23 protein-coding genes are annotated in these 25,420 nt (G+C 62.8%); 3 read left to right on the forward strand and 20 right to left on the reverse strand.

Annotation, left to right across the window (positions count from 1 at the left end; all coding sequences use genetic code 11):
* Positions 1–75 precede the first annotated feature (75 nt).
* Both ACIP1G_RS01210 and ACIP1G_RS01215 read left to right on the forward strand, forming a co-directional pair.
* Positions 76–2,439, forward strand: a complete 2,364-nt coding sequence (locus tag ACIP1G_RS01210) for a penicillin acylase family protein (RefSeq protein ID WP_400732832.1) — start codon at positions 76–78, stop codon at positions 2,437–2,439.
* Positions 2,440–2,607: 168 nt separating this feature from the next.
* Complete coding sequence (locus ACIP1G_RS01215; protein WP_400732835.1) at positions 2,608–3,426, forward strand: alpha/beta fold hydrolase; 819 nt, start codon at positions 2,608–2,610, stop codon at positions 3,424–3,426.
* A gap of 179 nt (positions 3,427–3,605) precedes the next feature.
* Here the strand turns inward: ACIP1G_RS01215 and ACIP1G_RS01220 are convergent, their stop codons facing one another.
* The 15 genes from ACIP1G_RS01220 to ACIP1G_RS01290 form a co-directional block, all read right to left on the reverse strand.
* Positions 3,606–4,391 (reverse strand): MetQ/NlpA family ABC transporter substrate-binding protein, encoded by a 786-nt coding sequence (locus tag ACIP1G_RS01220; RefSeq protein ID WP_201201225.1) that lies wholly within the window; start codon positions 4,389–4,391, stop codon positions 3,606–3,608.
* Positions 4,392–4,566: 175 nt separating this feature from the next.
* A complete protein-coding gene (locus ACIP1G_RS01225; RefSeq protein WP_400732838.1) occupies positions 4,567–5,397 on the reverse strand; it encodes a sigma 54-interacting transcriptional regulator in 831 nt (276 codons plus the stop codon).
* 64 nt (positions 5,398–5,461) lie between these two features.
* On the reverse strand, positions 5,462–6,043 hold the full coding sequence (locus ACIP1G_RS01230) for an alpha/beta hydrolase (protein WP_400732841.1): 582 nt from the start codon (positions 6,041–6,043) through the stop codon (positions 5,462–5,464).
* A gap of 338 nt (positions 6,044–6,381) precedes the next feature.
* The gene (locus ACIP1G_RS01235; protein ID WP_400732843.1) at positions 6,382–6,783 is read right to left on the reverse strand and encodes an ExbD/TolR family protein; all 402 of its coding nucleotides are present in this window, start codon (positions 6,781–6,783) and stop codon (positions 6,382–6,384) included.
* 1 nt (position 6,784) lies between these two features.
* Positions 6,785–7,504 carry a MotA/TolQ/ExbB proton channel family protein gene (locus tag ACIP1G_RS01240; protein ID WP_400732846.1) on the reverse strand — a complete coding sequence of 240 codons (720 nt, stop codon included), beginning with the start codon at positions 7,502–7,504 and terminating at the stop codon, positions 6,785–6,787.
* A 30-nt stretch (positions 7,505–7,534) separates the two neighbouring features.
* Positions 7,535–8,335, reverse strand: a complete 801-nt coding sequence (locus ACIP1G_RS01245; protein ID WP_400732848.1) for an energy transducer TonB — start codon at positions 8,333–8,335, stop codon at positions 7,535–7,537.
* Positions 8,336–8,739: 404 nt separating this feature from the next.
* Entirely contained in the window at positions 8,740–9,729 is a 990-nt protein-coding gene (locus tag ACIP1G_RS01250; protein ID WP_019098644.1) for a sulfate/molybdate ABC transporter ATP-binding protein, read from the reverse strand.
* Between the two features lie 3 nt (positions 9,730–9,732).
* Positions 9,733–10,605, reverse strand: coding sequence for a sulfate ABC transporter permease subunit CysW (gene cysW / locus ACIP1G_RS01255; protein ID WP_400732850.1), 873 nt, complete (start codon positions 10,603–10,605; stop codon positions 9,733–9,735).
* An 11-nt stretch (positions 10,606–10,616) separates the two neighbouring features.
* Positions 10,617–11,435, reverse strand: a complete 819-nt coding sequence (gene cysT / locus ACIP1G_RS01260; RefSeq protein ID WP_400732852.1) for a sulfate ABC transporter permease subunit CysT — start codon at positions 11,433–11,435, stop codon at positions 10,617–10,619.
* A 187-nt stretch (positions 11,436–11,622) separates the two neighbouring features.
* Positions 11,623–12,630 carry a sulfate ABC transporter substrate-binding protein gene (locus tag ACIP1G_RS01265; protein WP_400732855.1) on the reverse strand — a complete coding sequence of 336 codons (1,008 nt, stop codon included), beginning with the start codon at positions 12,628–12,630 and terminating at the stop codon, positions 11,623–11,625.
* Between the two features lie 50 nt (positions 12,631–12,680).
* Entirely contained in the window at positions 12,681–12,863 is a 183-nt protein-coding gene (gene oscA, locus ACIP1G_RS01270; protein ID WP_003248957.1) for a sulfur starvation response protein OscA, read from the reverse strand.
* 253 nt (positions 12,864–13,116) lie between these two features.
* Positions 13,117–16,170 (reverse strand): efflux RND transporter permease subunit, encoded by a 3,054-nt coding sequence (locus ACIP1G_RS01275; protein WP_400732858.1) that lies wholly within the window; start codon positions 16,168–16,170, stop codon positions 13,117–13,119.
* Complete coding sequence (locus tag ACIP1G_RS01280; protein WP_400732860.1) at positions 16,167–17,234, reverse strand: efflux RND transporter periplasmic adaptor subunit; 1,068 nt, start codon at positions 17,232–17,234, stop codon at positions 16,167–16,169. Before ACIP1G_RS01280 ends, ACIP1G_RS01275 begins: the two co-directional genes overlap by 4 nt.
* The gene (locus ACIP1G_RS01285) at positions 17,231–18,319 is read right to left on the reverse strand and encodes an efflux RND transporter periplasmic adaptor subunit (protein WP_400732863.1); all 1,089 of its coding nucleotides are present in this window, start codon (positions 18,317–18,319) and stop codon (positions 17,231–17,233) included. Before ACIP1G_RS01285 ends, ACIP1G_RS01280 begins: the two co-directional genes overlap by 4 nt.
* Positions 18,320–18,535: 216 nt before the next feature.
* Positions 18,536–18,814: a DUF3077 domain-containing protein gene (locus ACIP1G_RS01290; protein WP_400732865.1), complete on the reverse strand. Its 279-nt coding sequence runs from the start codon at positions 18,812–18,814 to the stop codon at positions 18,536–18,538.
* 524 nt (positions 18,815–19,338) lie between these two features.
* Here ACIP1G_RS01290 and ACIP1G_RS01295 point away from each other — a divergent pair.
* Complete coding sequence (locus tag ACIP1G_RS01295; RefSeq protein ID WP_400732868.1) at positions 19,339–19,794, forward strand: REP-associated tyrosine transposase; 456 nt, start codon at positions 19,339–19,341, stop codon at positions 19,792–19,794.
* A 105-nt stretch (positions 19,795–19,899) separates the two neighbouring features.
* Here the strand turns inward: ACIP1G_RS01295 and ACIP1G_RS01300 are convergent, their stop codons facing one another.
* The 5 genes from ACIP1G_RS01300 to ACIP1G_RS01320 all read right to left on the reverse strand — a co-directional run bounded on the left by ACIP1G_RS01300 (position 19,900) and on the right by ACIP1G_RS01320 (position 25,271).
* Positions 19,900–20,793, reverse strand: a complete 894-nt coding sequence (locus ACIP1G_RS01300) for an ABC transporter permease subunit (protein WP_400732870.1) — start codon at positions 20,791–20,793, stop codon at positions 19,900–19,902.
* Entirely contained in the window at positions 20,790–21,710 is a 921-nt protein-coding gene (locus tag ACIP1G_RS01305) for an ABC transporter permease subunit (protein ID WP_391130555.1), read from the reverse strand. The genes ACIP1G_RS01300 and ACIP1G_RS01305 overlap by 4 nt, the downstream gene beginning before the upstream one ends.
* Positions 21,707–22,849: a polyamine ABC transporter ATP-binding protein gene (gene potA, locus ACIP1G_RS01310; RefSeq protein WP_400732873.1), complete on the reverse strand. Its 1,143-nt coding sequence runs from the start codon at positions 22,847–22,849 to the stop codon at positions 21,707–21,709. The genes ACIP1G_RS01305 and potA overlap by 4 nt, the downstream gene beginning before the upstream one ends.
* A 71-nt stretch (positions 22,850–22,920) precedes the next feature.
* Positions 22,921–24,015 (reverse strand): polyamine ABC transporter substrate-binding protein, encoded by a 1,095-nt coding sequence (locus tag ACIP1G_RS01315; RefSeq protein WP_400732875.1) that lies wholly within the window; start codon positions 24,013–24,015, stop codon positions 22,921–22,923.
* 158 nt (positions 24,016–24,173) lie between these two features.
* Positions 24,174–25,271, reverse strand: a complete 1,098-nt coding sequence (locus tag ACIP1G_RS01320; protein WP_400732878.1) for a polyamine ABC transporter substrate-binding protein — start codon at positions 25,269–25,271, stop codon at positions 24,174–24,176.
* Positions 25,272–25,420 lie beyond the last annotated feature (149 nt).

Raw genomic sequence — 25,420 nt, forward strand, 5'->3', positions numbered from 1 at the left:
CCTGGGGCTATGCTCTGTTCGCGAATCCGCCCATGATCGGACCACATTTTCCGCTTGAACGCACAAGGAGCCTGCATGAAGCGCAGCCTGACCCTGTTGGCCGTGGTGGTTACCGTGGCCGCCGGCGCTGGTTACTGGTACGTGCAGGGCAAGCTGCCGCAACGCGAGGGCGAGGTGGCCATGGCCGGCCTGCAGGCGCCGGTCAGCGTGCGCTACGACGCCCGCGGCGTACCGCACCTGCAAGCGCAGAGCGAGCCGGACCTGTACCGCGCCCTGGGCTACGTGCATGCCCAGGACCGGCTGTTCCAGATGGAGATCCTGCGCCGCCTGGCCCGGGGCGAACTGGCCGAGGTGCTGGGCGACAAGCTGCTGCCCACCGACACCCTGTTCCGCAGCCTGCGCATTCGCGAGCAGGCAGCACTGATGGCCAAACGTCAGGACCACCAGTCACCTGCCTGGCAGGCCCTGCAGGCCTACCTTGACGGGGTAAACAGCTGGCAGGCCAGCCACCCCAAGCCCATGGAATTCGACCTGCTCGGCATCACCCCACGCCCGTTCACCGCCGAGGACACCCTGAGCATCGCCGGCTACCTGGCCTACAGTTTCGCCGCCGCGTTCCGCACCGAACCGGCGCTGACCTACATCCGCGACCAGCTGGGCCCTGACTACCTGAACATCTTCGACCTTGGCTGGCAGCCCGAGGGCGCGTTTGGCGCACCGCTGGCCGCTGCCGACTGGCAAAGCCTGGAGGCCCTCGCCCGCCTCAGCCATGAAGCGTTGGGCGACGCCGGCATCCCGCAGTTCGAAGGCAGCAACGCCTGGGCGATTTCGGGTAGCCGCACCCGCAGTGGCAAGCCGCTGCTGGCCGGCGACCCACATATCGGCTTCGCAGTGCCAGCGGTGTGGTACGAAGCCGAACTGTCGGCGCCCGGTTTCAACCTGTATGGCTACTTCCAGGCGCTCAACCCGTTCGCCCTGCTCGGCCACAACCGTGACTTCGGCTGGAGCCTGACCATGTTCCAGAACGACGACCTCGACCTGATCGCCGAACGCACCAACCCGGCCGACGCCAACCAGGTCATGGTCGATGGCAAATGGCAGGCGCTGGAAAAGACCGAGCAGACCATTGCCGTCAAGGGCGAGCAGCCGGTCACCCTCAGCCTGCGCCGTTCGCCCCATGGGCCGATCGTCAACGACGTACTGGGCGCCACCGCCGGGCCTACGCCGATTGCCATGTGGTGGGCGTTCCTGGAAACCGAAAACCCGATCCTCGAAGGCTTCTACCAGCTCAACCGTGCCGACACCTTGGGCAAGATGCGCGAAGCCGCGGCCAAGGTCCACGCCCCGGGCCTGAACTTTGTCTGGGCCAATGCCCGTGGTGATATCGGCTGGTGGGCGGCGGCAAAACTACCGATCCGCCCCGACGGGGTCGACCCGGCGTTCATCCTCGACGGCGCCAGCGCGCAGGCCGACAAGCTCGGCTTCTACCCGTTCAGCGTCAACCCGCAGCAGGAGAACCCGGCGCGCGGCTATATCGCCTCGGCCAACTACCAGCCGCCGGCCTCAGTACCGATACCGGGTTATTACAACCTGCCTGACCGGGGCAGCCAGCTCGACCGCCACCTGGCCAACCCCGAGGTGAAGTGGGACACCCAGAACAGCCAGGCGCTACAGCTGGACACCGCCAGCGACCATGGCCCGCGCACCCTTGCCCCGCTGCTGGCGACGCTGCGCGCAGTGGCCGAAGGTGATGAAGAGAAGGAGCTGGTCGAGCAACTGGCGGCCTGGGTTGGCGACTACCCGCTGGACTCGACCAGTGCCACGCTGTTCAACCAGTTCCTCTACGAACTGGCGTTCGCGGCCTTGCATGATGAACTGGGCGACACCTGGTTCCCGGTGCTGATCAGCACCCGCGCCATCGACGCCGCCCTGCCGCGCCTGGCAGCGAATGCCGATTCGCCCTGGTGGAACACCCGGGGTGGCAACCAGCGCACCGACCGTACTGCCATCGTGCGCATGGCCTGGCAGAACAGCTTGAAGCACCTGCGCGATACCTTGGGCAGCGACCCGGCCAGTTGGCAGTGGGGCAAGGCCCATACCCTGACCCACAACCATCCACTGGGGGTGAAAAAGCCGCTGAACCTGCTGTTCAACGTTGGCCCGTTCGCCGCGCCCGGTACCCATGAAGTGCCGAACAACCTCTCGGCAAAGATCGGCCCGGCGCCGTGGCCGGTGACCTATGGGCCGTCGACGCGGCGGCTGGTGGATTTTGCCGATGCCGGGCAGGCGCTGACCAGCAACCCGATTGGGCAGAGTGGGGTGCCGTTTGACCAGCATTACTCGGACCAGGCCGAGGGGTATGTGCAGGGGCAGTACCAGAGGGCGCAGATGGGGGTGATTCCGGCGCAGAGTACCTTGCGCTTGGTGCCTGGGCGGTAAGGGGCTGCTTCGCAGCCCGTTCGCAGCACAAGGCTGCTCCTACAGGGGACCGCGCAAACCGACAATGCGCGATCTCCTGTAGGAGCAGCCTTGTGCTGCGAATGGGCCGCAAAGCGGCCCCCTGCATTTTCGAATACCCTACAGCTCTCCCAGCCGAGACCCAGACCCATGCAAAGAAACTTCATCGAAATCGACGGCGCCCGCATGAGCTACATCGACCAGGGCCAAGGCTTCCCGGTCCTGCTCGGCCACAGCTACCTATGGTCCGCCGAGATGTGGCAACCGCAAATCGAAGCCCTGTCACAGCACTTCCGCGTCATCGTGCCGGAACTGTGGGGCCACGGCGGCTCCGATGCCCCGCCCGCCACCACCACCGACATGAGCGCCCTGGCCCGCCAGCACCGGGCACTGCTGGACGCCCTGGACATCGACAAGTGCCACCTGGTCGGCCTGTCGGTCGGCGGCATGTGGGGTGCACAGCTGGCCCTGGAGCACCCCGAGCGGGTCGACCGGCTGGTGCTGATGGACACCTATCTCGGCGCCGAGCCAGAGGCGACCCGGCTCAAGTACTTCGGCCTGCTCGATGCTGCCAGCGCTGCGGGGCTGTTCCCGGAGCCGTTGCTGGATATCGTTGTGCCGATCTTCTTCCATGCCGGTGGGCAGACGGTGCCAGAGGTCCGTGACGGCTTCCGTGCAGCGCTGAAGGCGAGCAGTGCCGAGGTGATCCGGCACAGTCTCGATCCGATGGGGCGGGTGATTTTTGGCCGGCCGGACTTGCTGTCGCGGCTGGATGAACTGGCCAGTGAGCGGACCATCGTGGTCTGTGGCGACCAGGACATTCCGCGACCGCCGGAAGAGTCCATTGAAATGGCGCGGATCATTGGCTGCCTAGCGGCGCAGATCCCGTTTGCCGGGCATATCTCCAGCCTGGAGAACCCGCGCGTGGTTAACGAGTTTCTGTTGAACTGGCTACCGCGTAACCGTTGAGATTGCGGGGCTGCTTTGCAGCCCTTGTGGGAGCGGGTTCACCCGCGAAGCAGGCAGCGCGGTGCATGGCACGGGCTTCGCCCGTGTTCGCGGGTAAACCCGCTCCCACAGGTAAATGCCTCCCAGAAACAAAAACGCCGACACGAATGCGTCGGCGTTTTTCCATCAGTACAAGCGCATCAGAACGCCGGCAGCACTGCACCCTGGTACTTCTTGGCAATGAATTCCTTCACTTCCGGGCTGGTCAGCGCCTTGGCCAGTTTCTGGATGGCTTCGCTGTCCTTGTTGTCCGGGCGGGCAACCAGGAAGTTCACGTACGGCGAGTCGGCACCTTCGATCACCAGTGCATCCTTGGCCGGGTTCAGGCCGGCTTCCAGGGCATAGTTGGTGTTGATCATGTCCAGGTCAACCTGGTCCAGCACGCGCGGCAGCATGGCCGACTCAAGCTCGCGGAACTTCAGCTTCTTCGGGTTCTCGGCGATGTCCTTGGGGGTGGCCAGGGCATTCTTCGGGTCCTTCAGGGTGATCAGGCCCGCCTTCTGCAGCAGGATCAGCGCACGGCCGCTGTTGCTACCCTCATTCGGGATGGCCACGGTGGCGCCGTCCTTCAGCTCGCTCAGGCTCTTGACCTTCTTCGAGTAACCACCGAACGGTTCGACGTGCACGCCGACCACGGTTTCCAGGTGGGTGCCCTTGCCTTCGTTGAAGCTCTTCAGGTACGGCAGGGTCTGGAAGTAGTTGGCGTCCAGGCGCTTCTGGTCCACCTGCACGTTCGGCTGCACGTAGTCGGTGAAGACCTTGATCTCCAGGTCCACACCTTCCTTGGCCAGGGTCGGCTTGATCAGCTCAAGGATCTCGGCGTGCGGTACCGGGGTAGCGGCAACCACCAGTTTCTCGGCAGCAGCGGCCAGGCCGGAGAACGACAGGGCGGCGGCCAGGGCAGTGGTCAGCAGGGTCTTCTTCATGGTGGTCCTTGTTCTGGATCTGGGCCATCGGCGATGGCGAATCGGCTGCCCAACCGCTTCACCGGTGGGCGTGAGGCGGACGATACCTAGATTTTTTATTCCGTAACAATATCTTTTACTTAGCTGCTTATTCCAAAAACAAATTGCCACCAGCCACTTTGCTTATGAGCGATGTCTAGCGCGCGGGGTTGAGCAGGTCGAGGTCCTCCGGCTGGATCTCTTCGCCGTCGTTTACCAGCAAGGCAAAGTGGATGACGTTCTCCAGTTCACGGGTGTTGCCAGGCCAGGCGTGAGCTTCCAGCACCTGCTGCGCCGCCTCGCTGACCAGTGGCACAGGGCGCTGCAGGCGCACGCTGTAGATGCCCACGAAGTACTCGGCCAGCGGCAGGATATCGCCCGGCCGCTCGCGCAATGGCGGCAGCTCCAGCGCACCCTCGCGCAGGTACTGGTACAGGCGTTCGTTGAAGCGCCCCGCGCGCACCACCCGCGCCAGGTCGATGCTGGTGGCGGCCACCAGGCGTACATCCACCGGCTGCGGCTGCTGCGCGCCCACCCGGGTGACCTCGCGGTTTTCAAGGGCCGCCAGCAGCTTGCCCTGGATGGCCAGCGGCAAGTCGGCGATCTCGTCCAGGTACAGCGTGCCGCCGTTGGCCGAGCCGAACCAGCCGGCGCGGCTGCTGGCCGTGCCGCCATGGCTGCTGGCGCTGTAGCCGAACAGTTCGGCATCGGCGTAGGTTGGGCTGATGGCCGCGCAGTTGACCGAGACGAACAGCCCTCCCCGGTCGCTGGCGCGGTGAATCTGCCGCGCCAGCAGCTCCTTGCCGGTACCGGTCTCGCCACGGATCAGCACCGGCAGAGGTTGCGGCGCCAGGCGTTCAAGGTCCTCGCGCAGCTGCTGCGAGCGCGGGTCGATGAACACCAGCGCCTTGGCACGGATGCTTAGCGGGCTCTTGTCCAGTTCGGGGAAGGTCAGCAACGGCTGGCCAAACGGGTTTTGAAAAGTCATGACGAACTCCCGCCCCAGGCCTGCAATGGCCGGGCGTCAGGCAAACGGTAAACAGTAAGGGCGATCAGGCGCGGCGCAGTGCGCGCTGCTCCACCCGGCTTTGCAAGCGATACAAGTAGGCGAAGCCTTGTTCCCAGCGATCGTGGCCGGACTTGACGTTGATGTGCCCGGCGTTGCTCAGCAAACCCGCCTCGGCGCCCCAGGCTTGGGCCAAGTACAGCGCCCGCGGTACGCTCACGGCTGGGTCGTTGTCCGAGCTGACCACCTGGCTGGGGAACGGCAGCGTTTCGGACGGGATCGGTGCGAAGTTGCGCAGGGCCGGCGCGCAGGTTGGCCGCTCGACGTCTGCGGGGGCCACCAGCAGCGCACCGCGCACTTGCTGCAGCAAGGCCGGGTTGGCCTGCGCGGCCCAATGGGCGACGGTGATGCAGCCCAGGCTGTGGGCGATCAGAATCACCGGCGAGCGCTCGGCGGCAATTGCCTGCTCCAGCGCCTGCACCCAGTCCTGGCGTTGCGGGGTGAGCCAGTCGTGCTGCTCGACCCGCACGCTGTTGGGCAAGGTGCGCTGCCAGTGACTTTGCCAATGGTTGTCTGGCGATCCTTGCCAGCCCGGCACAATCAGGTAGCGAATCGACTCATTGCGCATGGGGACGCCTCCAGTAAGTTTGCGTGCTTGGAGACAAGTATAGGGAGGGAGTTATATTCGTAAAGGAATAAGAAGCTATTTATTAATAACCAAAATATCGATCCTTGCACGGTCCCCCTGTAGGAGCGGCCTTGTGTCGCGATGGGCCGCAAAGCGGCCCCAAAACCTGCAAGCGAAGTATTCCTGACAGACCGCACTGGCTGATATAGGGGCCGCTATGCGGCCCATCGCGACGCAAGGCCGCTCCTACAGGGGAACGTGAATAGGCAAAAAAAATGGGCCATCCCCTGCCAAGAGATATGGCCCTTAAGCACTTGCCTGAAGAGGGTTGAAGCGGCTCAGCGCGCCGTAATCACCGCCAATTTGCTGATCCCCGCACGTTCGATGGCCGCCATGGCCCGCGCCACTTCGCCGTAGTTCACGCCGTCATCGGCCTGCAGCTGCACGCGCAGATCCGCGTCCTTGTCCTTGGCGGCCTTGAGGTTACTTTCCAGCAGGTCGGGCTGGATCTGATCCTTGTTGATGAACAGCTTGCCCTCGCCATCGATGCTGACCACCAGCGGGTCCTTCTGCTCCACCGGGGCCACGGCCTCGGTCTTGGGCAGGTTGATGGGGATGGCGTTGGTCAGCAGCGGTGCGGTGACGATGAACACCACCAGCAGCACCAGCATGACGTCCACCAACGGGGTGACGTTGATTTCACTGAGGACTTCGTCGCTGTCCTGGGTCGAAAAGGCCATATCAGGACGCCTCCTTCACCGGCTGGGTGAAACCGGCCTGGGCCTTGTGCACAGCGGGGTGCACCAACACACGGAAGGCACTCTTCTGCGCCAGGCTGTAGAAGTCGTGGGCGAAGTCATCGAGGTCGGCGGCAGTCAGCTTGAGGCGGCGTAGGAAGTAGTTGTAAACCAGCACTGCTGGCACCGCGACGGCGATACCCACGCCGGTTGCCACCAGCGCAGCACCGATGGGCCCGGCCACGGTTTCCAGGCTGGCGGAGCCGGCCGCGCTGATGCCCTTGAGTGCTTCCATGATGCCCCACACGGTACCGAACAGGCCGATGAAGGGCGAGGTGCTGCCGATACTGGCGACCACTGCCAGGCCGGTTTCCAGCGAGCGCCGCTCACGCACGATCTGCTGGCGCAGGGCGCGCTCCAGACGGTCCTGGTGGTTGATGGCGTGGCTCAGGTCATTGGCCTGGGTGTCACCAACGGCGATGGCGGCATAGCCGGACTGGGCGACGCGGGCAGCCGGGCCAGGCAGGTGGTGGCTGAGCTCGGCAGCCGAGTCCAGGCTGGAAGCGGCCCAGAACTGCTGGTGGAAGCGCTTGTCCTGGTTCTTCAGCCGCACAAACTGCGCGACCTTGACCAGGGCCAGGCCCCACGTAACGACAGAGAAACCAACCAGCAGCCAGATGACTGCGCTTTCAACGGATTCGAGGGGGGATGCCAGCAGGCTCATGATGATGTCTTCCTGTGTTCTGCGAAAAAGTTAGCGAAGCTTGAAATCGATCGGCACGCTGACCCAGCCGGTCTGGGCCACGTCGCCCTGCTTGGCAGGCACGAAGCTCCAGCGCTTGACCGCGGCCAGTGCGGCGGCATCCAGGGCATCGCGGCCGCTGCTCTTCTGGATCTGGATCTGCCCGGGCTTGCCGCTGGGCAGTACCTCCACGCGCAGCAGCACGTTGCCCTCCCAGCCACGGCGCTGGGCCATCTGCGGGTACTCCGGTGCCGGGTTCTTCAGGTACGCGGCGTTGGCCGAGGCCGGTGTGATCGGGGCCGGCGCGGGTGGCGCTGGCGCGGGTGGTGCCGGGGCGGCCACCGGCGCTGGTGGCGGCGCTTCGAACGGCTTGGGCTGCGGTTTCGGCGCTTGCTTGACCACCGGCTTGGGCACGGGCTTCGGCTTGGGTTTGGGCTTGGCGGCCAGCTCGTCCACTACCGGTGGCGGCGGTGGCGGCTCGACCACGGGCGGCGCAGGAGCTGGCGGTGGTGGCTCGACCACAGGCGGTGCCGGCGCGGCGAACTCGATGGTCATGGGCGGCACCTGTGGCGGTACCACCGGCAGCTCAGGCGTTGGTGCCTGGCTGACCCAGTACGCGGCAGCGCCATGCAGCGCCAGCACCAGCAGGCCAAGCACCAGCTTGTCGCGGCGCTTCAGCCCGCTGACCGGCGTGCGTTGCAGGCGCAGTTGGCCAAGCGGCAGGCGAAGCGTGCGTCCAAGCTCGACCAGGTCGCCCGGGGCCGGGTGCCATGGCTGGTCGTAGGCCCTGACGGCCGACTGGACATTACCCATTGATCAAACTCCTGGGGGTTCTTGATTCAGGTGTGTGGCTGAATCATCGGGGGCAGGGGCTTATCTCTTAAAGTAATGTTTAAAATTATGGTTAGAACTTTAGTGAATATTGATTTTTATCGATTCTCTCAATGCCTTGGATTTCGTGGGCTGTAGCCGGGCCGGTTCAAGGCGATGCATTGCGGGCATGCAAAATATTCGCGCAAGGCATGGGATTGCCGCGAGGGCTGCGCCCTCGATCGCGACGCAAGGCCGCTCCTACACGGACCGCGCAAGCCCAGGCATTACACGATCCCCTGTAGGAACGGCCTTGTGTCGCGATGGGCTGCAAAGCAGCCCCGGCAATCCATCAGGCATAAAAAAAGCCCAGGACCAACCCTGGGCTTTTCATCAGCAAAAACGACTCAGATATCCGCCACCTTCTGCCAAACCTTCGGCCGGAAGAACAGCGTCTCCCCCCGCGCCAACCCGGTCAGGCTGTCATGGTCCTTGACCACCTCGGCCTCGATCAGCTCGCTCTGCCCTTCCACCTTCAAGGTCACCCGCGTAGTAGCGCCCAACGGCCGTATATCCCGCACCTCGGCCGCATGGTGGCCTTCGGTCTCATGCCGCGACAGCGACACCTCATGCGGGCGGAACAGCACGTGGTGCCCTTCGCTCAAGGCCAGGCGGTTGGAGTCACCGAGGAAGTGGTAGACGAAATCGTTGGCCGGCTGCTCGTACACCTCGCCCGGCGAGCCGATCTGCTCGATCACGCCCTTGTTCATCACCACGATGCGGTCGGCCACTTCCATGGCTTCTTCCTGGTCGTGGGTAACGAACACCGAGGTCAGGTTGATGTCCTCGTGCAGCCGCGCCAGCCAGCGGCGCAGCTCTTTACGCACCTTGGCGTCGAGCGCGCCGAACGGCTCGTCCAGCAGCAGTACCTTGGGCTCTACCGCCAATGCACGGGCCAGGGCGATACGCTGGCGCTGGCCGCCAGACAGCTGTTCGGGGTAGCGGTCGGACAGCCAGTCCAGCTGCACCATGTTCAGCAGCTCATGCACCTTCTCGGCAATCTTGCTCTCGCTCGGGCGCTCGCCCTTGGGCTTCATGCGCAGGCCGAAGGCAACGTTGTCGAACACGCTCATGTGGCGGAACAGCGCGTAGTGCTGGAACACGAAACCGACATTGCGGTCACGTACGTCATGGCCAGACACATCCTCGCCATGGAACACGATGTTGCCCTGGTCCGGGGTTTCCAGGCCGGCAATGATGCGCAGCAGGGTGGTCTTGCCACAGCCGGACGGGCCGAGCAGGGCCACCAGCTCGCCGCTGTTGATGTCCAGGTTGATGTTGTCCAGGGCCTGGAAGCTGTTGAAGCGCTTGCTGACGTTACGAACTTCGATCGACATGAATCATTCCTCCGCGGCGCTGTGGCGCAGGCGGTTAATACGGTTCTCGCTCCACTGCTTGAGCAGCAGGATGAAGAGCGCCAGGATCAGCAACAGGCTGGCCACGCTGAAGGCCGCGACGTGGTTGTACTCGTTGTAGAGGATCTCCACGTGCAGCGGCAAGGTGTTGGTCACGCCACGAATGTGGCCGGACACCACCGACACAGCGCCAAACTCGCCCATGGCCCGCGCGGTACACAGCACCACGCCGTAGATCAGGCCCCACTTGATGTTCGGCAGGGTCACGTGCCAGAACATCTGCCAGCCGTTGGCGCCGAGCAGGCGTGCGGCCTCCTCCTCTTGCGTGCCCTGCTCCTGCATCAGCGGGATCAGTTCACGGGCGACGAACGGCACGGTGACGAAGATGGTCGCCAGGACAATGCCCGGCAGGGCAAACACGATCTGGATGTCGTGGTCCTGCAGCCACGGCCCGAACAGGCCCTGGGCGCCGAACATCAGCACGTAGACCAGGCCGGCGATCACTGGCGATACCGAGAACGGCAGGTCGATCAGGGTGACCAGGATGCTCTTGCCGCGGAAGGTGTACTTGCTCACGCACCAGGCGGCGCTGACGCCGAACACCAGGTTCAGCGGCACCGAAATGACCACCGCGAGCAGGGTCAGCTTCAACGCCGACAGTGCATCGGGCTCGAAGATCGCCTCGAAGAAGGTACCAAAACCGTTCTTCAGCGCCTGCGACACCACGATCACCAGCGGCAGCAGCAGGAACAGCGCGAACACCAGCCAGCCAAGGCCGATCAGAATGCGCCGCGAAGTTGCGCTGCCACGGCGGGCAGCGTTGGCGGCGGCGCTGGTACTCAGGGTTGAACTGGACATGCCGGCCTCCTTCAAGGGGTTTCGATGCGGCGCTGCAGCAGGTTGATCAGCAGCAGCAGGATGAAGGAAACCACCAGCATCAGCACGCCGATGGCGGTCGCGCCGGTGTAGTCGTACTGGTCAAGCTTGACCATGATCAGCAGCGGCAGGATCTCGGTCTTCATCGGCATGTTGCCGGCGATGAAGATCACCGAACCATACTCGCCCACGCCACGGGCGAAGGCCAAGGCAAAGCCGGTGAGCCAGGCCGGCAGCAGCGCCGGCGCCAGAATGTGGCGGAACACCTGCAGCGGCTTGGCACCCAGGCAGGCAGCGGCTTCTTCCACTTCACGGGGGATGTCGGCCAGTACCGGCTGCACCGTGCGCACCACGAACGGCAGGGTGACGAAGGTCAGCGCCAGGGTGATGCCCAGCGGCGTGTAGGCAATCTTGAAGCCCAGGTCGGTGGCGAACTGGCCAACCCAGCCCGCCGGCGCGTACAGGGCGGTCAAGGCGATACCGGCGACGGCGGTGGGCAAGGCGAACGGCAGGTCGATCATTGCATCGATGACTTTGCGCCCGGGGAAGGTGTAGCGCACCAGCACCCAGGCCAGCAGGGTACCGATCACGCCGTTGATGATGGCGGCGAACAGGGCGGTGCCGAAACTCAGCTTGAGCGCAGCGATCACCCGCGGCGCGCTGATAATGGTCCAGAACTGCTCGAAGGTCAGCTGCGAGGCATGGATGAACATGGCCGCCAGCGGTATCAGCACGATCAGGCTGAGGTACACCAAGGTGTAGCCCAGCGTCAGCCCGAAGCCGGGTATGACGGGGGAGATGCGACGTGACATAAATATCCCTGGGTGAACGCACTTGGCCCGGGAGCGATCCCGGGCCGGTGCTAGCTTCTGAAATCCTGGGGCTGCTGCGCAGCCCATCGCGACGCAAGGCCGCTCCTACAAGTAGATCGCGTATCCCCTGTAGGAGCGGCCTTGCGCCGCGAATGGGCCGCAGGGCGGCCCCGCTTTTCCTTGGCCCTTACTGTGCCTGATAGATCTGGTCGAACACACCGCCATCATTGAAGAATTTCGGCTGTGCAGTCTTCCAGCCACCAAAGTCCTTGTCGATGGTCACCAGGTCGAGTTTCGGGAACTGCTTGCCGAACTCCGCAGCGACATTTTCGTCACGCGGGCGGTAGAAGTTCTCGGCGGCAATCTTCTGCCCGGCCGGGCTGTACAGGTGCTTGAGGTACTCAGTGGCAATCTCGGTATTGCCCTTCTTCTCGGCGTTCTTGTCCACCACCGCCACCGGCGGTTCGGCGAGGATCGACAGCGACGGCACGACGATATCGAACTTGTCGGCGCCACCGTCTTCCTTCAAGGCCAGGAAGGCTTCGTTTTCCCAGGCCAGCAACACGTCGCCCTGGCCGTTGTTGACGAAGGTGATGGTCGAGCCACGGGCGCCGGTATCCAGCACCGGTACGTGCTTGAACAGCTCCTGCACGTAGGCCTTGGCCTTGTCCTCGCTACCGCCGGCCTTCAGGCCATAGGCCCAGGCGGCGAGGAAGTTCCAGCGCGCACCGCCGGAGGTTTTCGGGTTGGGAGTGATGACCGACACGTCCTTCTTGATCAGGTCGCCCCAGTCCTTGATGCCTTTCGGGTTGCCCTTGCGTACCAGGAACACGATGGTCGAGGTGTACGGGGTGCTGGCGTCTGGCAGGCGGGCCTGCCAGTTGTCCGGCAGGGTCTTGCCGAGCTTGGCGACTTCGTCGATATCGCCAGCCAGGGCCAGGGTCACCACGTCGGCACGCAGGCCGTCGATCACCGCACGGGCCTGTTTGCCCGAGCCACCGTGGGATTGCTGGATCTTCACCTTGTCGCCTGGGTGGGCCTGCTGCCAGTGCTTGATGAACTCGGCGTTGTACTGCTGGTACAGCTCACGGGTCGGGTCGTAGGACACGTTCAGCAGTTCGTAGTCCTTGGCGATGGCGGAACCGGCAAAAACAGCACTGGCCAGGGCGGCGAGCGCATAACGGCGAATGGACATGGTGAAGCTCCCGATTGGCATTTTTCTAGTTTTGAATGGTGTGGCGCGAATCAGCCGGGCTTGTTGCCCGGCTGTTGCAGGCGGAACTTCTCCTTGCGCTCGATCTGTACGACCTGAGCGTTGTGCACAGTGATCTCCACCGCACCGAAACGCAGGTCGCGCAGGGCGCTCTGAATTTCCCGCAGAATGGTGGCTTCGTCCTGACCGTCGATGCTACGCAGAGATGCACTCATGCTCGTTCTCCTTGGAGTGAGATGCCGGGCAGGGATTTGAAGGGGGGTTATTGCCTGGCTTGAGGGCAATAGTAGTGAGGCGGGGTTATTCTTAAAAATACTGTTTAAGAATGTTTATATAACCATTTTGAAAAATCTACGCAGACCAATGTAGGAGCGGGTTTACCCGCGAATGCGGCGGTGAATCCACCATCGCATTCGCGGCGGTTCGGCGCTCCGATAAACCCGCTCCTACAAAGAGCCGTGTTGGCCTTCAGGAATGTTTCTGTGGCTCGCGGATCTTGTACCAGGCCACATACAGCGCCGGCAGGAACAGCAGCGTCAGCAGCGTCGCCACAATGATCCCGCCAATCATGGCGTAGGCCATCGGCCCCCAGAACACCTCGCGGGCAATCGGGATCATGCCCAGGCTCGCCGCTGCCGCAGTCAGCAGGATCGGCCGGCGCCGGTGGTTGGTAGCCTCCACCACCGCATCCCAAGGCGACAAGCCCTGGGCCTCGAACTCGTCGATCTGGGTCACCAGGATCACCGAGTTACGAATGATGATTCCCGCCAGCGCGAGGATACCGAGGATCGCCACAAAGCCCATCGGCGTCCCTGTCGGCACCAGCGCCAGCACCACGCCGATCAGCCCCAGCGGCGCCACGCTGACCACCAGGAACAGCTTCTGCACGCTGTGCAGCTGGATCATCAGGAAGGTCGCCATCAGGAACAGCATCAGCGGGATTACCTTGCGGATCGGCCCTTGCGCCTTGGCACTCTCCTCCACCGTACCGCCGGTGGCCACTTCGAAGCCCACCGGCAGCTTGCTGGCGAACTCGTCGATCTTCGGCTTCAGCTGGGCCACCAGGTCAGTGGGCTGGATGTCGCCGTTGACCGAGGCCTTGATGGTGATGGTCGGCTTGCGGTCGCGGCGCCATACCAGCGGCTGCTCCAGCTCGTAGCGCACGGTGGCGAACGACAGCAGCGGGATCGAGGTGCCGTTGGGGGTGAGGATCTGCAGGTTCTGCAGGGTATCGGGCGAGCCACGCTCGCTGTCCTCGGCGCGGGCAACCACGTCGACCAGGTAGATGTTGTCGTTGACCTGGGTGATATCCACGCCACTGACGATGCTGTTCATCACATTGGCCACGTCCTCCGACGACAGCCCCAGCTGACGTGCCTTGTCCTGGGCGATTTCCACGCGCAGCACCTTACCCGGCTCGTTCCAGTCGTAGATCATCTCGCCGATGTGCTCGTTCTGGTCGAGCAAGGTGGCCAGGTCGATGGCGTGCTTGCGCACCGCGTCGATGTTGGCGCCACTGACCCGGTACTGGATCGGCCGGCCCACCGGCGGGCCCATCTCCAGCGATTGCACGTTGACGCCGATACCGATGAAGTCTTCATGCAGGATCTTCTGCAGCCGCTGCATCATGCCCTTGCGCTCTTCGAAGCCCTTGCTGACGATCACCAGCTGCGCGTAGTACGGGTTCTGCAGCTGCTGGTCGAGAGGCAGGTAGAAGCGAATGGCGCCTTGGCCGATGTAGGTGCTCCAGCTCACCAGGTCCGGGTCGTCCTTGATCCGCGCCTCGAAGCGGTCGACCACCTTGCGCGTCTCCTCGATCGAGGCGTTCTGCGGCAGGTTGAGGTCGACGAGGATTTCCGGGCGGTCCGAGGATGGGAAGAACTGGTTCTGCACGAAGCGCTCGCAGAAGATTGCCAGGGCAAACAGCACGATGGTGCCGATGATGGTCAGCCAGCGGTTGCGCATGCACCACAGCAGGCCATGCTCGAAGGCCCGGCCGACGCGCCCTGGCTCGGCTTCATGGGCCTTGAGCTTGGAGCTGTTGAGAATGTGCACGCCCAGAACCGGGGCAAAGAACACCGCCACCACCCACGACACCATCAGCGCCACAGCAATCACCGCGAACAGCGTGTAGGTGTATTCACCGGCAGAACTGGCGTTGAGGCCGATAGGCACGAAGCCGGCAACCGTCACCAAGGTACCGGTCAGCATGGGGAACGCCGTCGAGGTATAGGCGAACGTGGCGGCCTGCTCCTTGCTCTCGCCCATTTCCAGCCGCGTGACCATCACCTCGACCGTGATCATCGCGTCATCCACCAGCAAGCCGAGGGCGATGATCAGCGCACCCAGCGAAATCCGCTGCATGGTGATGCCGCTGTATTCCATGAACACGAACACCATCGCCAGCACCAGCGGAATCGAGCAGGCCACCACCAGGCCGGCGCGCATGCCAAGGCTGACGAAGCTCACTGCCAGCACGATTACCACCGCTTCGAACAGCGCGCTGGTGAAGCCGCCGACCGCCTGCTTGACCACTACGGCCTGGTCCGACACGGTGTGGACCCCGACGCCGATCGGCAGGTCTTCGACCACCCGGTCCATGCGCTTTTTCAGCGCCGCGCCAAATACCTGCATGTTGCCACCGGACTTCATGCCGATGGCCAGGCCGATGGCGGTCTGGCCGTTGTAGCGGAACATCGGTGACGGCGGGTCGACGTAGCCGCGCTGGATATCGGCGATATCGGCCAAGCGGAAGAAGCGGTCGTTGATCTTCAGGTTGACGGTCTGCAGGTCCTTTTCCGAGGCAAACTGCCCGGTGGTACGCACCGAAATGCGTTCCGGGCCGGCCTCGATCACCCCGGCCGGGGTCACCGCGTTTTGCGATTGCAGGGCCTGCATGACCTGGCGCTGGTCAATGCCCAGGGCAGCCAGCTTGCGGGTCGAGAAGTTCAGGTACAGCACTTCGTCCTGGGTGCCGACCAGCTCGATCTTGCCGATGTTGGGTACATCGCGCACCTCGGCGCGCGCCTGCTCCACATAGTCGCGCAGCTGGCGCAGGGTCAGGCCGTCGGCAGTAAAGGCATAGATCGTACCGAACACGTCGCCGAATTCATCGTTGAAGCCAGGCCCCTGGATGCCCGCAGGGAACTGGCCGCGTATGTCGGAGATCTTCTTGCGCACCTGGTACCAGATTTGCGGGATGTCCTTGGCCTTGGTGGTGTCGCGCAGGTACACGTACACCGTGGACTCGCCCGGGCGGGTGTAGCTCTTGGTGTAGTCGAGGGAGTCGAGTTCCTCGAGCTTCTTCTCGATACGGTCGGTCACCTGGTACAGGGTTTCGTCCTGGGTCGCGCCGGGCCAGCGGGTCTGGATGACCATGGTCTTGATGGTGAACGACGGGTCTTCCTCACGGCCGAGGTTGAAGTAGGAGAAAATCCCCATCAGCAGGCCAACGAACATCAGGTACCAGACGAACGATTGATGCTTGAGTGCCCATTCGGACAGGTTGAAGCTTCCTTTCATTGCGCATCCTCGTCGAAGGCGACCTTCTGGCCAGGCTTGAGGCTGTTCACGCCTGCGGTAACCACACGCTCACCGGGCTGCACGCCAGAGGTCAGCACGATGCTGTCGGCGGTGCGGTCGATCAGGGCCACGTCACGGGTGGCCACGGTTTTCTGCTGGGTGTCGATCACCCAGACCTGCGTCTTGCCGTCGCGTTCGAGCAAGGCACTCAGGGGCAGCTCGCTGCGCGGGGTCACCTCCGAACTCAAGGTCACACTGATCGCGGTGCCCAGGTGGAATGCCGCCGGGGTGCTTGCCAAGGTCAGGCGCGCACGGCGGGTACGGGTGGTCGGGTCGGCCTGCGGCTCCAGCTCGCGCAGGGTGGCGGTGGTGTTGATGGTCGGGTCGAGCTGCGAGGCGACAGTGAAGGTCAGGCCCTTGCTCAATTGCTCAGCCAGGCCGATCGGCAGGTCGATCACTGCTTCCTTGATATCGGGCCGCGCCAGGGTCACCACGGCCTGGCCGGCGGTGACGGTCTGCCCGGCTTCGGCCTGCCAAGCGGTGATAACCGACGCGTGGTCGGTGCGCAGGGTGCTGTAGTCGAGCTGGTCACGGGCCTGGCTGAGCGCAGAGCGCGCCTGCTCCAACGCCGCGCTGGTGGTTTTCAGGTTGGTCTGGGCGATATCCAGCTGGGCCTGGGCGCCAACGCCCCGGTCATACAGCTGTTGCTGGCGGCGGGCATCGGCCTGGGCGTTGATCCACTGTGCCTGCACCTTGGCCAGGTCGCCTTCGGCGGCGCGCAGCTGGTTCTGCTGGTCGGTGGGGTCGAGCGTGGCCAGGGTGTCGCCTGGTTTGACCTGAGCGCCCACATCCAGCCAACGCCGGGCAATGCGCCCGCCAACCCGGAAGCCCAGGGTGCTTTCGAAGCGCGCCTCGATCAGGCCAGCGAAACGACCCAGCTGCGACTGCACCTGCGGCTCCACCTTGACCGACAGCACCGGCCGGATCGGCTCGGGCGCTTGCTCCTCGCTACCGCAGGCGGCCAGCAGCATGCCGGCCGACAGCATCAGCAGCAGGCGCTTCATAGCTCACCCCCTTGGGCCTTGGCATCGATCTTTTCTATCTGCATGCCCGGGTGCAGCAACTGGCTACCGTTGACCACCACGGTCTCGCCCGCCTTCAGGCCGCTGGCGACCACGATCTTGCCGGTCAGGTAGCGGCTGACTTCGACCTTGCGCAGCTCGACCTTGTCGCCCTCGCCCACCACCCATACTGCTGGCTCATGCAGCGCCTTGGTCAACGCCGACCACGGCAGCTCGATGCTTGGCCGCCCCACCGCATTGGTGCTGGCGGTGACCGGCGCACCCAGCTGCATGCCCTTGGGCACGTCCTTCAGGGCCACTTTGACCTGCACCGTGCCGCTTTGCGCCGACACCGTGGGGGTGATTTCGCGGACAAAGCCGTGAGCCTGCACTTTGGGGTCATCCAACAGACTGACGATTACGCCCGAGTCGCTCGGTGGCGCCACCAGCAGCGATTCATAGACGTTGAACACCGCATCACGGTCGCCGTCACGCGCCAGGCTGAAAATTGGCATGGTCGCCTGCACCACCTGGCCCACTTCGGCCTGGCGCTCGGTGATCACCCCGTCGGCCTCCGAAACCAGTGCGGTGTAGCTCAGTTGTTCGTTGGCGTTGGCCAGTTGCGCCTGGGCGGCCTTGAGCGCGCTCTGGTTGCTGCGCAGCGCGGCTTCAGCGGAGTCGTATTCACTCTGGCTGGTGTAGCCCTTGGGCAGCAGCTTTTGCTGGCGCACGAAGGCAGCGCTGGTCTGGGTGACCCGCGCCTGCGCGGCGAACACTTCGGCCTTGGCCGAGTCGACGTTGTTCTGCAGGTCTTTCGGGTCCAGGCGCGCCAGCACCTGGTTAGCCTTGACGTGGTCGCCCACATCGACGCTGCGCGAAATGATCTTGCCACCCACGCGGAACGACAGGTCGGTCTGCACCCGCGCCTGTACGTCGCCGGTCAGGGTGACCCTGGCAGCGAAATCAGTCGGGGCCACCTGCTGTACGCCTACACGTGGCAGCGTTTCGGTTGTTTCTTCCTTGCTACAGCCTGACAGCAGGGACACCAGCCCCAGGCAAACGACCAACAGCGGACGCATCAACGTCATGCAGGCTCCTTGCTTGCGCGCAAATGATTCTTGGGATGCGACTGTTAGCGTAGATCAGGGTTGGATAAACGGCACTGATGGGGATCAGTTCGGCATTTTCGGTGCCTGTGCGGGCCCTTTCGCGGGTGAACCCGCTCCCACAGAGGCATGCGCAGTCCTGAGGGGCTTACGCCATACCTGTGGGAGCGGGTTTACCCGCGAAGAGGCCGGTACAGGTCAAACCTGAACTGAAGCCTTGTTCAGCCCAAGCTCAATGTCATCAATCAGTGCTTTGGCAAAGCCACTGAGGATTCTGGCCGCACTACCAGCCAGCCGGTCATTTTCCATCTCGGCTTCGGTCGTCAGGTGGTTGATGCAGCCGAGCATGACGGAAAGTTCGGAGAAGGCGTGGTTGAAGGGGATGTTGGCTTGGACGCGGAAAAGGTCCATGCAGGTTTCGTTACCGACAGTGCTGCTGTTGCTCGGATGAGCAGTATCAAGGTCGTGCTTGGTCATGGTTGGAATCCAATGTCGTTGATTGAACCGCCAACTCGTCTTTCTCACGGACAAGGGGTGGCAGCCATACGCGGGGTGAGAAACCGAGGACATTGAACCCGGCCAGGCCGAAACCTGCCCACGTAGGCTGCCATGACTGGAAGCCCGTTCAACATCGTTCGGGTTCTCACACCCGATCACCATGAATGGCGACCCAACGACGTTATCCCTGGGGCATTTCCCCTACAACAGAGCAGCTTCCACACGGCTCGTAGGATAATTCCCAAGCTGATCCGATTGAAGCTTTGGGTTTGAGTTGATGAAAAGTCGTACGCCATGTCGGCCTCTTCGCGGGTGAACCCGCTCCCACAGGGGGAGCGCCAGATTTCAAGATGTGCACCATACCTGTGGGAGCGGGTTCACCCGCGAAGAGGCCGGTACTGCCACCTCAAAATTTCTGCCATATCCAGAAACCATCCTCTACACCGCACCTGCCTCCCAGCCACTACCTTTCAGAGCTCACCTGCTTTTCAAGGAAGAAGCGAATGTCTCGGGCCCAATCCCATTTACTGCGCCGTGGTCGCTATTCAGAACTTGGCCGGCTCTATCTGCTGACCACCGTCACCCATGAGCGCAAGCCACTGTTCCACGACTTCCACCATGCCCGGCTGGTCATTCACCAATTGCGCCAGTCAGATGAGGAGCACGCCTGTCGGTCACTGGCCTGGGTACTGATGCCGGATCATCTGCACTGGCTGATCGAGTTGAAAGGTACGACGCTGGGGACCTTGATGCGGAGATTCAAATCCAGGTCCAGTCTGGTGTTGCATCGGGCAGGGGTTGAGCATGATCCGGTTTGGCAACCTGGGTATCAGGACCGGGCACTAAGAAGGGAAGAAAGCATGGTGCATTTCGCCAGATATATCGTTGCCAATCCGTTGCGGGCTGGCCTGGTCAAAAGTGTCAGAGACTATCCACATTGGGATGCAGTCTGGCTTTGAATCTGTGCTGGGGCATTCGCGGGTGAACCCGCTCCCACAGGGATTAACACAGGCCCGAGGCAGTGATATTCCTGTGGGAGCGGGTTCACCCGCGAAGAGGCCCGATCAGGCCGAAGCCGCAACCTGCGCCGGGCGCTTGACCTGTGGCTGCGAGGCATTGGCCGCCGCCCCCTCTTCGATGGCCTGCTGAATCGCCTTGCGGCGAAGCTCTTCGGCACGGCGGCTGAAGAACCAGACGAAGAAGGTCACCAACGACACCGACAGCAGGATCAAACTGGCCACGGCGTTGATCTCCGGTTTCACGCCCAACCGCACCGCCGAGAACACTTCCATCGGCAAGGTGGTCGAGCCCGGGCCAGACACGAAGCTGGCCAACACCAGGTCATCCAGCGACAGGGCAAACGACATCATGCCGCCCGCCGCCAACGATGGCGCGATCATCGGGATGGTGATCAGGAAGAACACCTTCCACGGCTTGGCACCCAGGTCCATCGCCGCTTCTTCGATCGACAGGTCCAGCTCACGCAGGCGAGCCGACACCACCACCGCCACATACGCCGCACAGAACGTGGTGTGGGCGATCCAGATGGTGACGATGCCACGCTCCTGCGGCCAGCCGATCATCTGCGCCATGGCCACGAACAGCAGCAACAGCGACAGACCGGTGATCACTTCAGGCATTACCAGCGGCGCGGTGACCAGACCACCGAACAGCGTGCGGCCCTTGAAGCGGGTGACCCGGGTCAGTACGAACGCTGCCAAGGTACCCAGCGCCACCGCCGCCACCGCCGTGTAGCAGGCGATTTCCAGCGAGCGCATCACCGAACCCATCAGCTGGGTGTTGTCGAGCAGGCCGACGTACCACTTGATCGACCAGCCACCCCACACCGTCACCAGCTTGGAGGCGTTGAACGAGTAGATCACCAGGATCAGCATCGGCAGGTAGATGAACAGCAAGCCGAGCACCAGCATCAGCTTGGAGAAACTGAAGCGTTTCATGCGCGGCCCTCCATCTCTTTGGCCTGGCTACGGTTGAACAGCAGGATCGGTACGATCAGGATCGCCAGCATCACCACTGCCAGGGCAGATGCCACCGGCCAGTCACGGTTGTTGAAGAACTCTTGCCACAACACTTTACCGATCATCAGGGTTTCCGGGCCGCCGAGCAGTTCCGGGATCACGAACTCGCCCACCACCGGGATGAACACCAGCATGCAGCCGGCAATGATGCCGTTTTTCGACAGCGGCACGGTGATTTTCCAGAAGCTGTTGAAGGTGCTAGAGCCCAGGTCCGAAGCCGCTTCCAGCAACGCCGGGTCATGCTTCACCAGGTTGGCGAACAGCGGCAGGATCATGAACGGCAGGTACGAATAGACCACGCCGATGTATACCGCCAGGTTGGTGTTGAGGATCTGCAGCGGCTGGTCGATCAACCCGGTCCACAGCAGGAAGCCGTTGAGCAGGCCGTTGTTGCTGAGGATGCCCATCCAGGCATAGACGCGGATCAGGATCGCGGTCCAGGTCGGCATCATGATCAGCAGCAGCAATACCGTCTGCGTCTCCTTCTTGGCGTTGGCGATGGCATAGGCCATCGGGAAGCCGATCAGCAGGCACAGCAGGGTGCTGAAGAAGGCCATCTTCAACGAACCCAGGTAGGCCGAGAGGTACAGCTCATCCTCGGTCAGCAGGCCATAGTTGGCCAGGTTGAGTACCAGCTGGATCTTGTCTTCGACGTAGCTGTAGATCTCGGTATACGGCGGGATCGCCACGTCGGCTTCGGCAAAGCTGATCTTCAGCACGATGAAGAACGGCAGCATGAAGAACAGGAACAGCCAGATGAACGGCACGCCGATCACCACGTGCCGCCCCTGCGGGGTCAGGCGCTGGAAGGCTCGCTTGAGCTTGCGCAGTTTCATGACCGCAGTACCACGCCGCTGTCGTCTTCCCACCACACGTACACTTCATCGCCCCAGGTTGGGCGGGTGCCCTGGCGTTCGGCGTTGGCGACGAACGACTGCACGACCTTGCCGCTCGGCAGCTCGACGTAGAACACCGAGTGGCCACCGAGGTAGGCAATGTCGTGCACCTTGCCGCGTGACCAGTTGTGCTCGCAGGTCGGTTGCTGGGAGGTGACCAGCATCTTCTCCGGGCGCAGGGCGTAGGTGATGTGCTTGTCTTCCACCGAGGTGGTGATGCCGTGGCCGACGTAGATCTTGCGCTCCAGCTCCGGGCTGGAAATGATCGCGTGGCCTTCGGCGTCGTCGACCACTTCACCTTCGAACAGGTTGACGTTACCGATGAACTCGCACACCAGGCGGCTGGTAGGCGTCTCGTAGATGTCCACCGGCGAGCCGATCTGGGCGATCCAGCCCAGGTGCATGATGGCAATGCGCTGGGCCATGGTCATGGCCTCTTCCTGGTCGTGGGTCACCATCACGCAGGTCACACCCACGCGCTCGATGATCTCTACCAGCTCCAGCTGCATCTGCGAACGCAGTTTCTTGTCCAGCGCGCCCATTGGCTCGTCGAGCAGCAGCAGCTTGGGGCGCTTGGCCAGCGAGCGGGCCAGGGCCACGCGCTGGCGCTGGCCACCGGACAGCTGGTGCGGCTTGCGCTTGGCGTACTGGGTCATGTGTACCAGCTTGAGCATCTCGGCCACGCGGGCGTCGATCTCGGCCTTGGGCATCTTGTCCTGCTGCAGGCCGAAGGCGATGTTCTGCGCCACGGTCATGTGCGGGAACAGCGCATAGGACTGGAACATCATGTTGATGGGCCGCTCGTAGGGCGGCATGTCGGTGATGTCGACGCCATCGAGGAAAATCCGCCCTTCAGTCGGGCGCTCGAAGCCGGCCAGCATGCGCAGCAAGGTGGACTTGCCGGAGCCGGAGCCACCCAGCAGGGCAAAGATCTCGCCCTTGCGGATTTCCAGGGACACATCGTCCACGGCTATGGTTTCGTCGAACTTTTTCGTGACCCGGTCGATCTTGACCAGCACCTGCTTGGGTTGCTGGCCACCCTCGAGGGCTTTTTTATAGGCACCGGAGGCAACTGCCATGAGTGAAACTCCCAACAAGATTTTTGTGCCCGCGTGGCCTGTTCTGCAGGTGCCGGCGCGGGTCTGGATTTTTACTTGCCCGACTTGACCTTGGTCCAGCTACGGGTCATCAGCCGTTGCACCTTGGGTGGCAACTCTGAGTTCACGAACATCTTGTCCAGCACTTCCTGCGGTGGGTAAACCGCGGCGTCAGTCCTCACGGCCTGGTCCATCAGGTCGCCAGCCTTGGGGTTCGGGTTGGCGTAACCGACGTAATCACTGACCTGGGCGATAACCTCAGGTTTCAGCAAATAGTTGATGAAGGCATGCGCCTCTTTAACGTTCTTGGCGTCCTTGGGGATCGCCAGCACGTCGAACCAGAGGTTGCCGCCTTCCTTGGGAATGGCGTAGGCCAGGTTCACGCCCTTCTTCGCTTCTTCAGCGCGGGCCTTGGCCTGGAAGATGTCACCGGAGAAGCCCGCCGCGACGCAGATGTCGCCATTGGCCAGGTCGGTGATGTACTTGGACGAGTGGAAGTAGGTCACGTACGGGCGTACTGCCAGCAGCTTCTGCTCGGCCTTGGCGTAATCCTTGGGGTCGGTGCTGTTGGGGTTCAGCCCCATGTAGTTGAGCACCGCCGGGAGCATTTCGTCCGCCGAGTCGAGGAAGGCCACACCACACTTGGAGAGCTTCTTCATGTTCTCGGGTTCGAACAGCACGGCCCAGGAGTCGATGGTGTCCACGCCCAGCGCGGCCTTGACCTTGTCGACGTTGTAGCCGATGCCGTTGGTGCCCCACAGGTAAGGCACCGCGTACTGGTTACCCGGGTCGTTCTTTTCCAGGCGCTTCATCAGCGCCGGGTCGAGGTTGGCATAGTTGGGCAGCAGGTTCTTGTCGAGCTTCTGAAACGCGCCCGCCTTGATCTGCTTGCCAAGGAAATGGTTGGACGGCACTACCACGTCATAGCCGGTGTTGCCGGCCAGCAGCTTGCCTTCCAGGGTTTCGTTGGAGTCGAAAACGTCCTGCACGGGCTTGATGCCCGTGGCTTTCTCGAAGTCCGCGAGTGTGGTCGGGCCGATGTAGTCGGACCAGTTATAGAAGTGCACCGTTGGCGCCGCTTGGACGCTGCATGCCAGCGTCAGGCCCGCGCCGGCCATCAAGGCCTTGCGGAATACAGAAATAGACAAGTGGGTGGTCCTCACAATCAGTGCCTGGGTAGCGACAATGCTGCCGCACACGCAAAACCGGCGCGCAACTTACCTTCGCAGCTTCGATGCCGCAATCATCAATTGCCTTTCACTGGCTCTGGGCCGGAAAGCCCCGGCCCAGAGGTGCCGCATCGGGGTTATTTGCCCGACTTGATCTTGGTCCAGCTGCGGGTGATCACACGCTGCACGGAAGCGTCAGGCGCAGCGATCGCGTACAGCTGCTTCTTCACTTCGGCCGGCGGGTAGATGCTCGGGTCGCTGGTGATGTCTTTGTCGACCAACGGGGTCGCGGCCTCGTTACCGTTCGGGAAGCGCACGGCGTTGGTGATTTCAGCCATGATTTCCGGCTGCATCAGGAAGTTCATGAACTGGTAGGCAGCGTCTTTATGCTCTGCATCCTTAGGGATGGCGACCATGTCGTAGAAGGTACCGGCACCTTCTTTCGGAATGATGTAGTCCACTTTGACCTTGTCGCCGGCTTCGTGGGCACGGGCCTTGGACTGCTCCAGGTCACCCGAGTAACCGACGGCCACGCAGATGTTGCCGTTGGCCATGTCGCCGATGTACTTGGACGAGTGGAAGTAGGTGATCGAAGGACGGATCTTGAGGAACAGGTCCTCGGCGGCCTTCAGGTCTTCTTTCTTGGTGCTGTTGCTTGGCAGGCCCAGGTAGTGCAGCGCGGCCGGCAGCATTTCGGTCGGGGCATCCAGGAAGCTTACGCCGCAGCTCTTGAGCTTGGCGATGTTCTCAGGCTTGAACACGGCGTCCCACGAGTCGATCTTGTCCACGCCCAGCGCGGCCTTGACCTTCTCCGGGTTGTAGCCGATGCCGATCGAGCCCCACATGTACGGGAAGGCGTGCTTGTTGCCATTGTCGCTGGCATCGCCCACGGCCTTGAGCAGGTCCGGGTCGAGGTTCTTCCAGTTCGGCAGCTTGGAACGGTCCAGTTCCTCGTACACGCCAGCCTTGATCTGCTTGGCCAGGAAGTTGTTGGACGGGACCACGATGTCGTAGCCCGATTTGCCGGCCAGCAGCTTGGCTTCGAGGGTTTCGTTGCTGTCGAAGACGTCGTACTTGACCTTGATACCGGTCTGCTTCTCGAACTTGGCGATGGTGTCCGGAGCGATGTAGTCCGACCAGTTATAGACGTTCAACACTTTGTCTTCAGCCTGAACAGCGGAGGCCATGGCACCCATCAAGGCGGCGGCCAGCAACGTCTTGCCCATTTTATTCATGCGTAATGCTCCAGAATTTTTATTTAGCAACTGTCCAGCAGCCAGGACCCACGGTGCAGAGCGCGCGGCGACTGAAACAGTCGCTAGTCTGGCAAGTTACAAGGCCCTGTATCAAGGAAAGCAGGGCCTTGTAACGACTTAATGTCACA

Source organism: Pseudomonas sp. NPDC089392, from assembly GCF_044749595.1.
In the GTDB taxonomy this organism is placed as follows: Bacteria; Pseudomonadota; Gammaproteobacteria; order Pseudomonadales; family Pseudomonadaceae; genus Aquipseudomonas.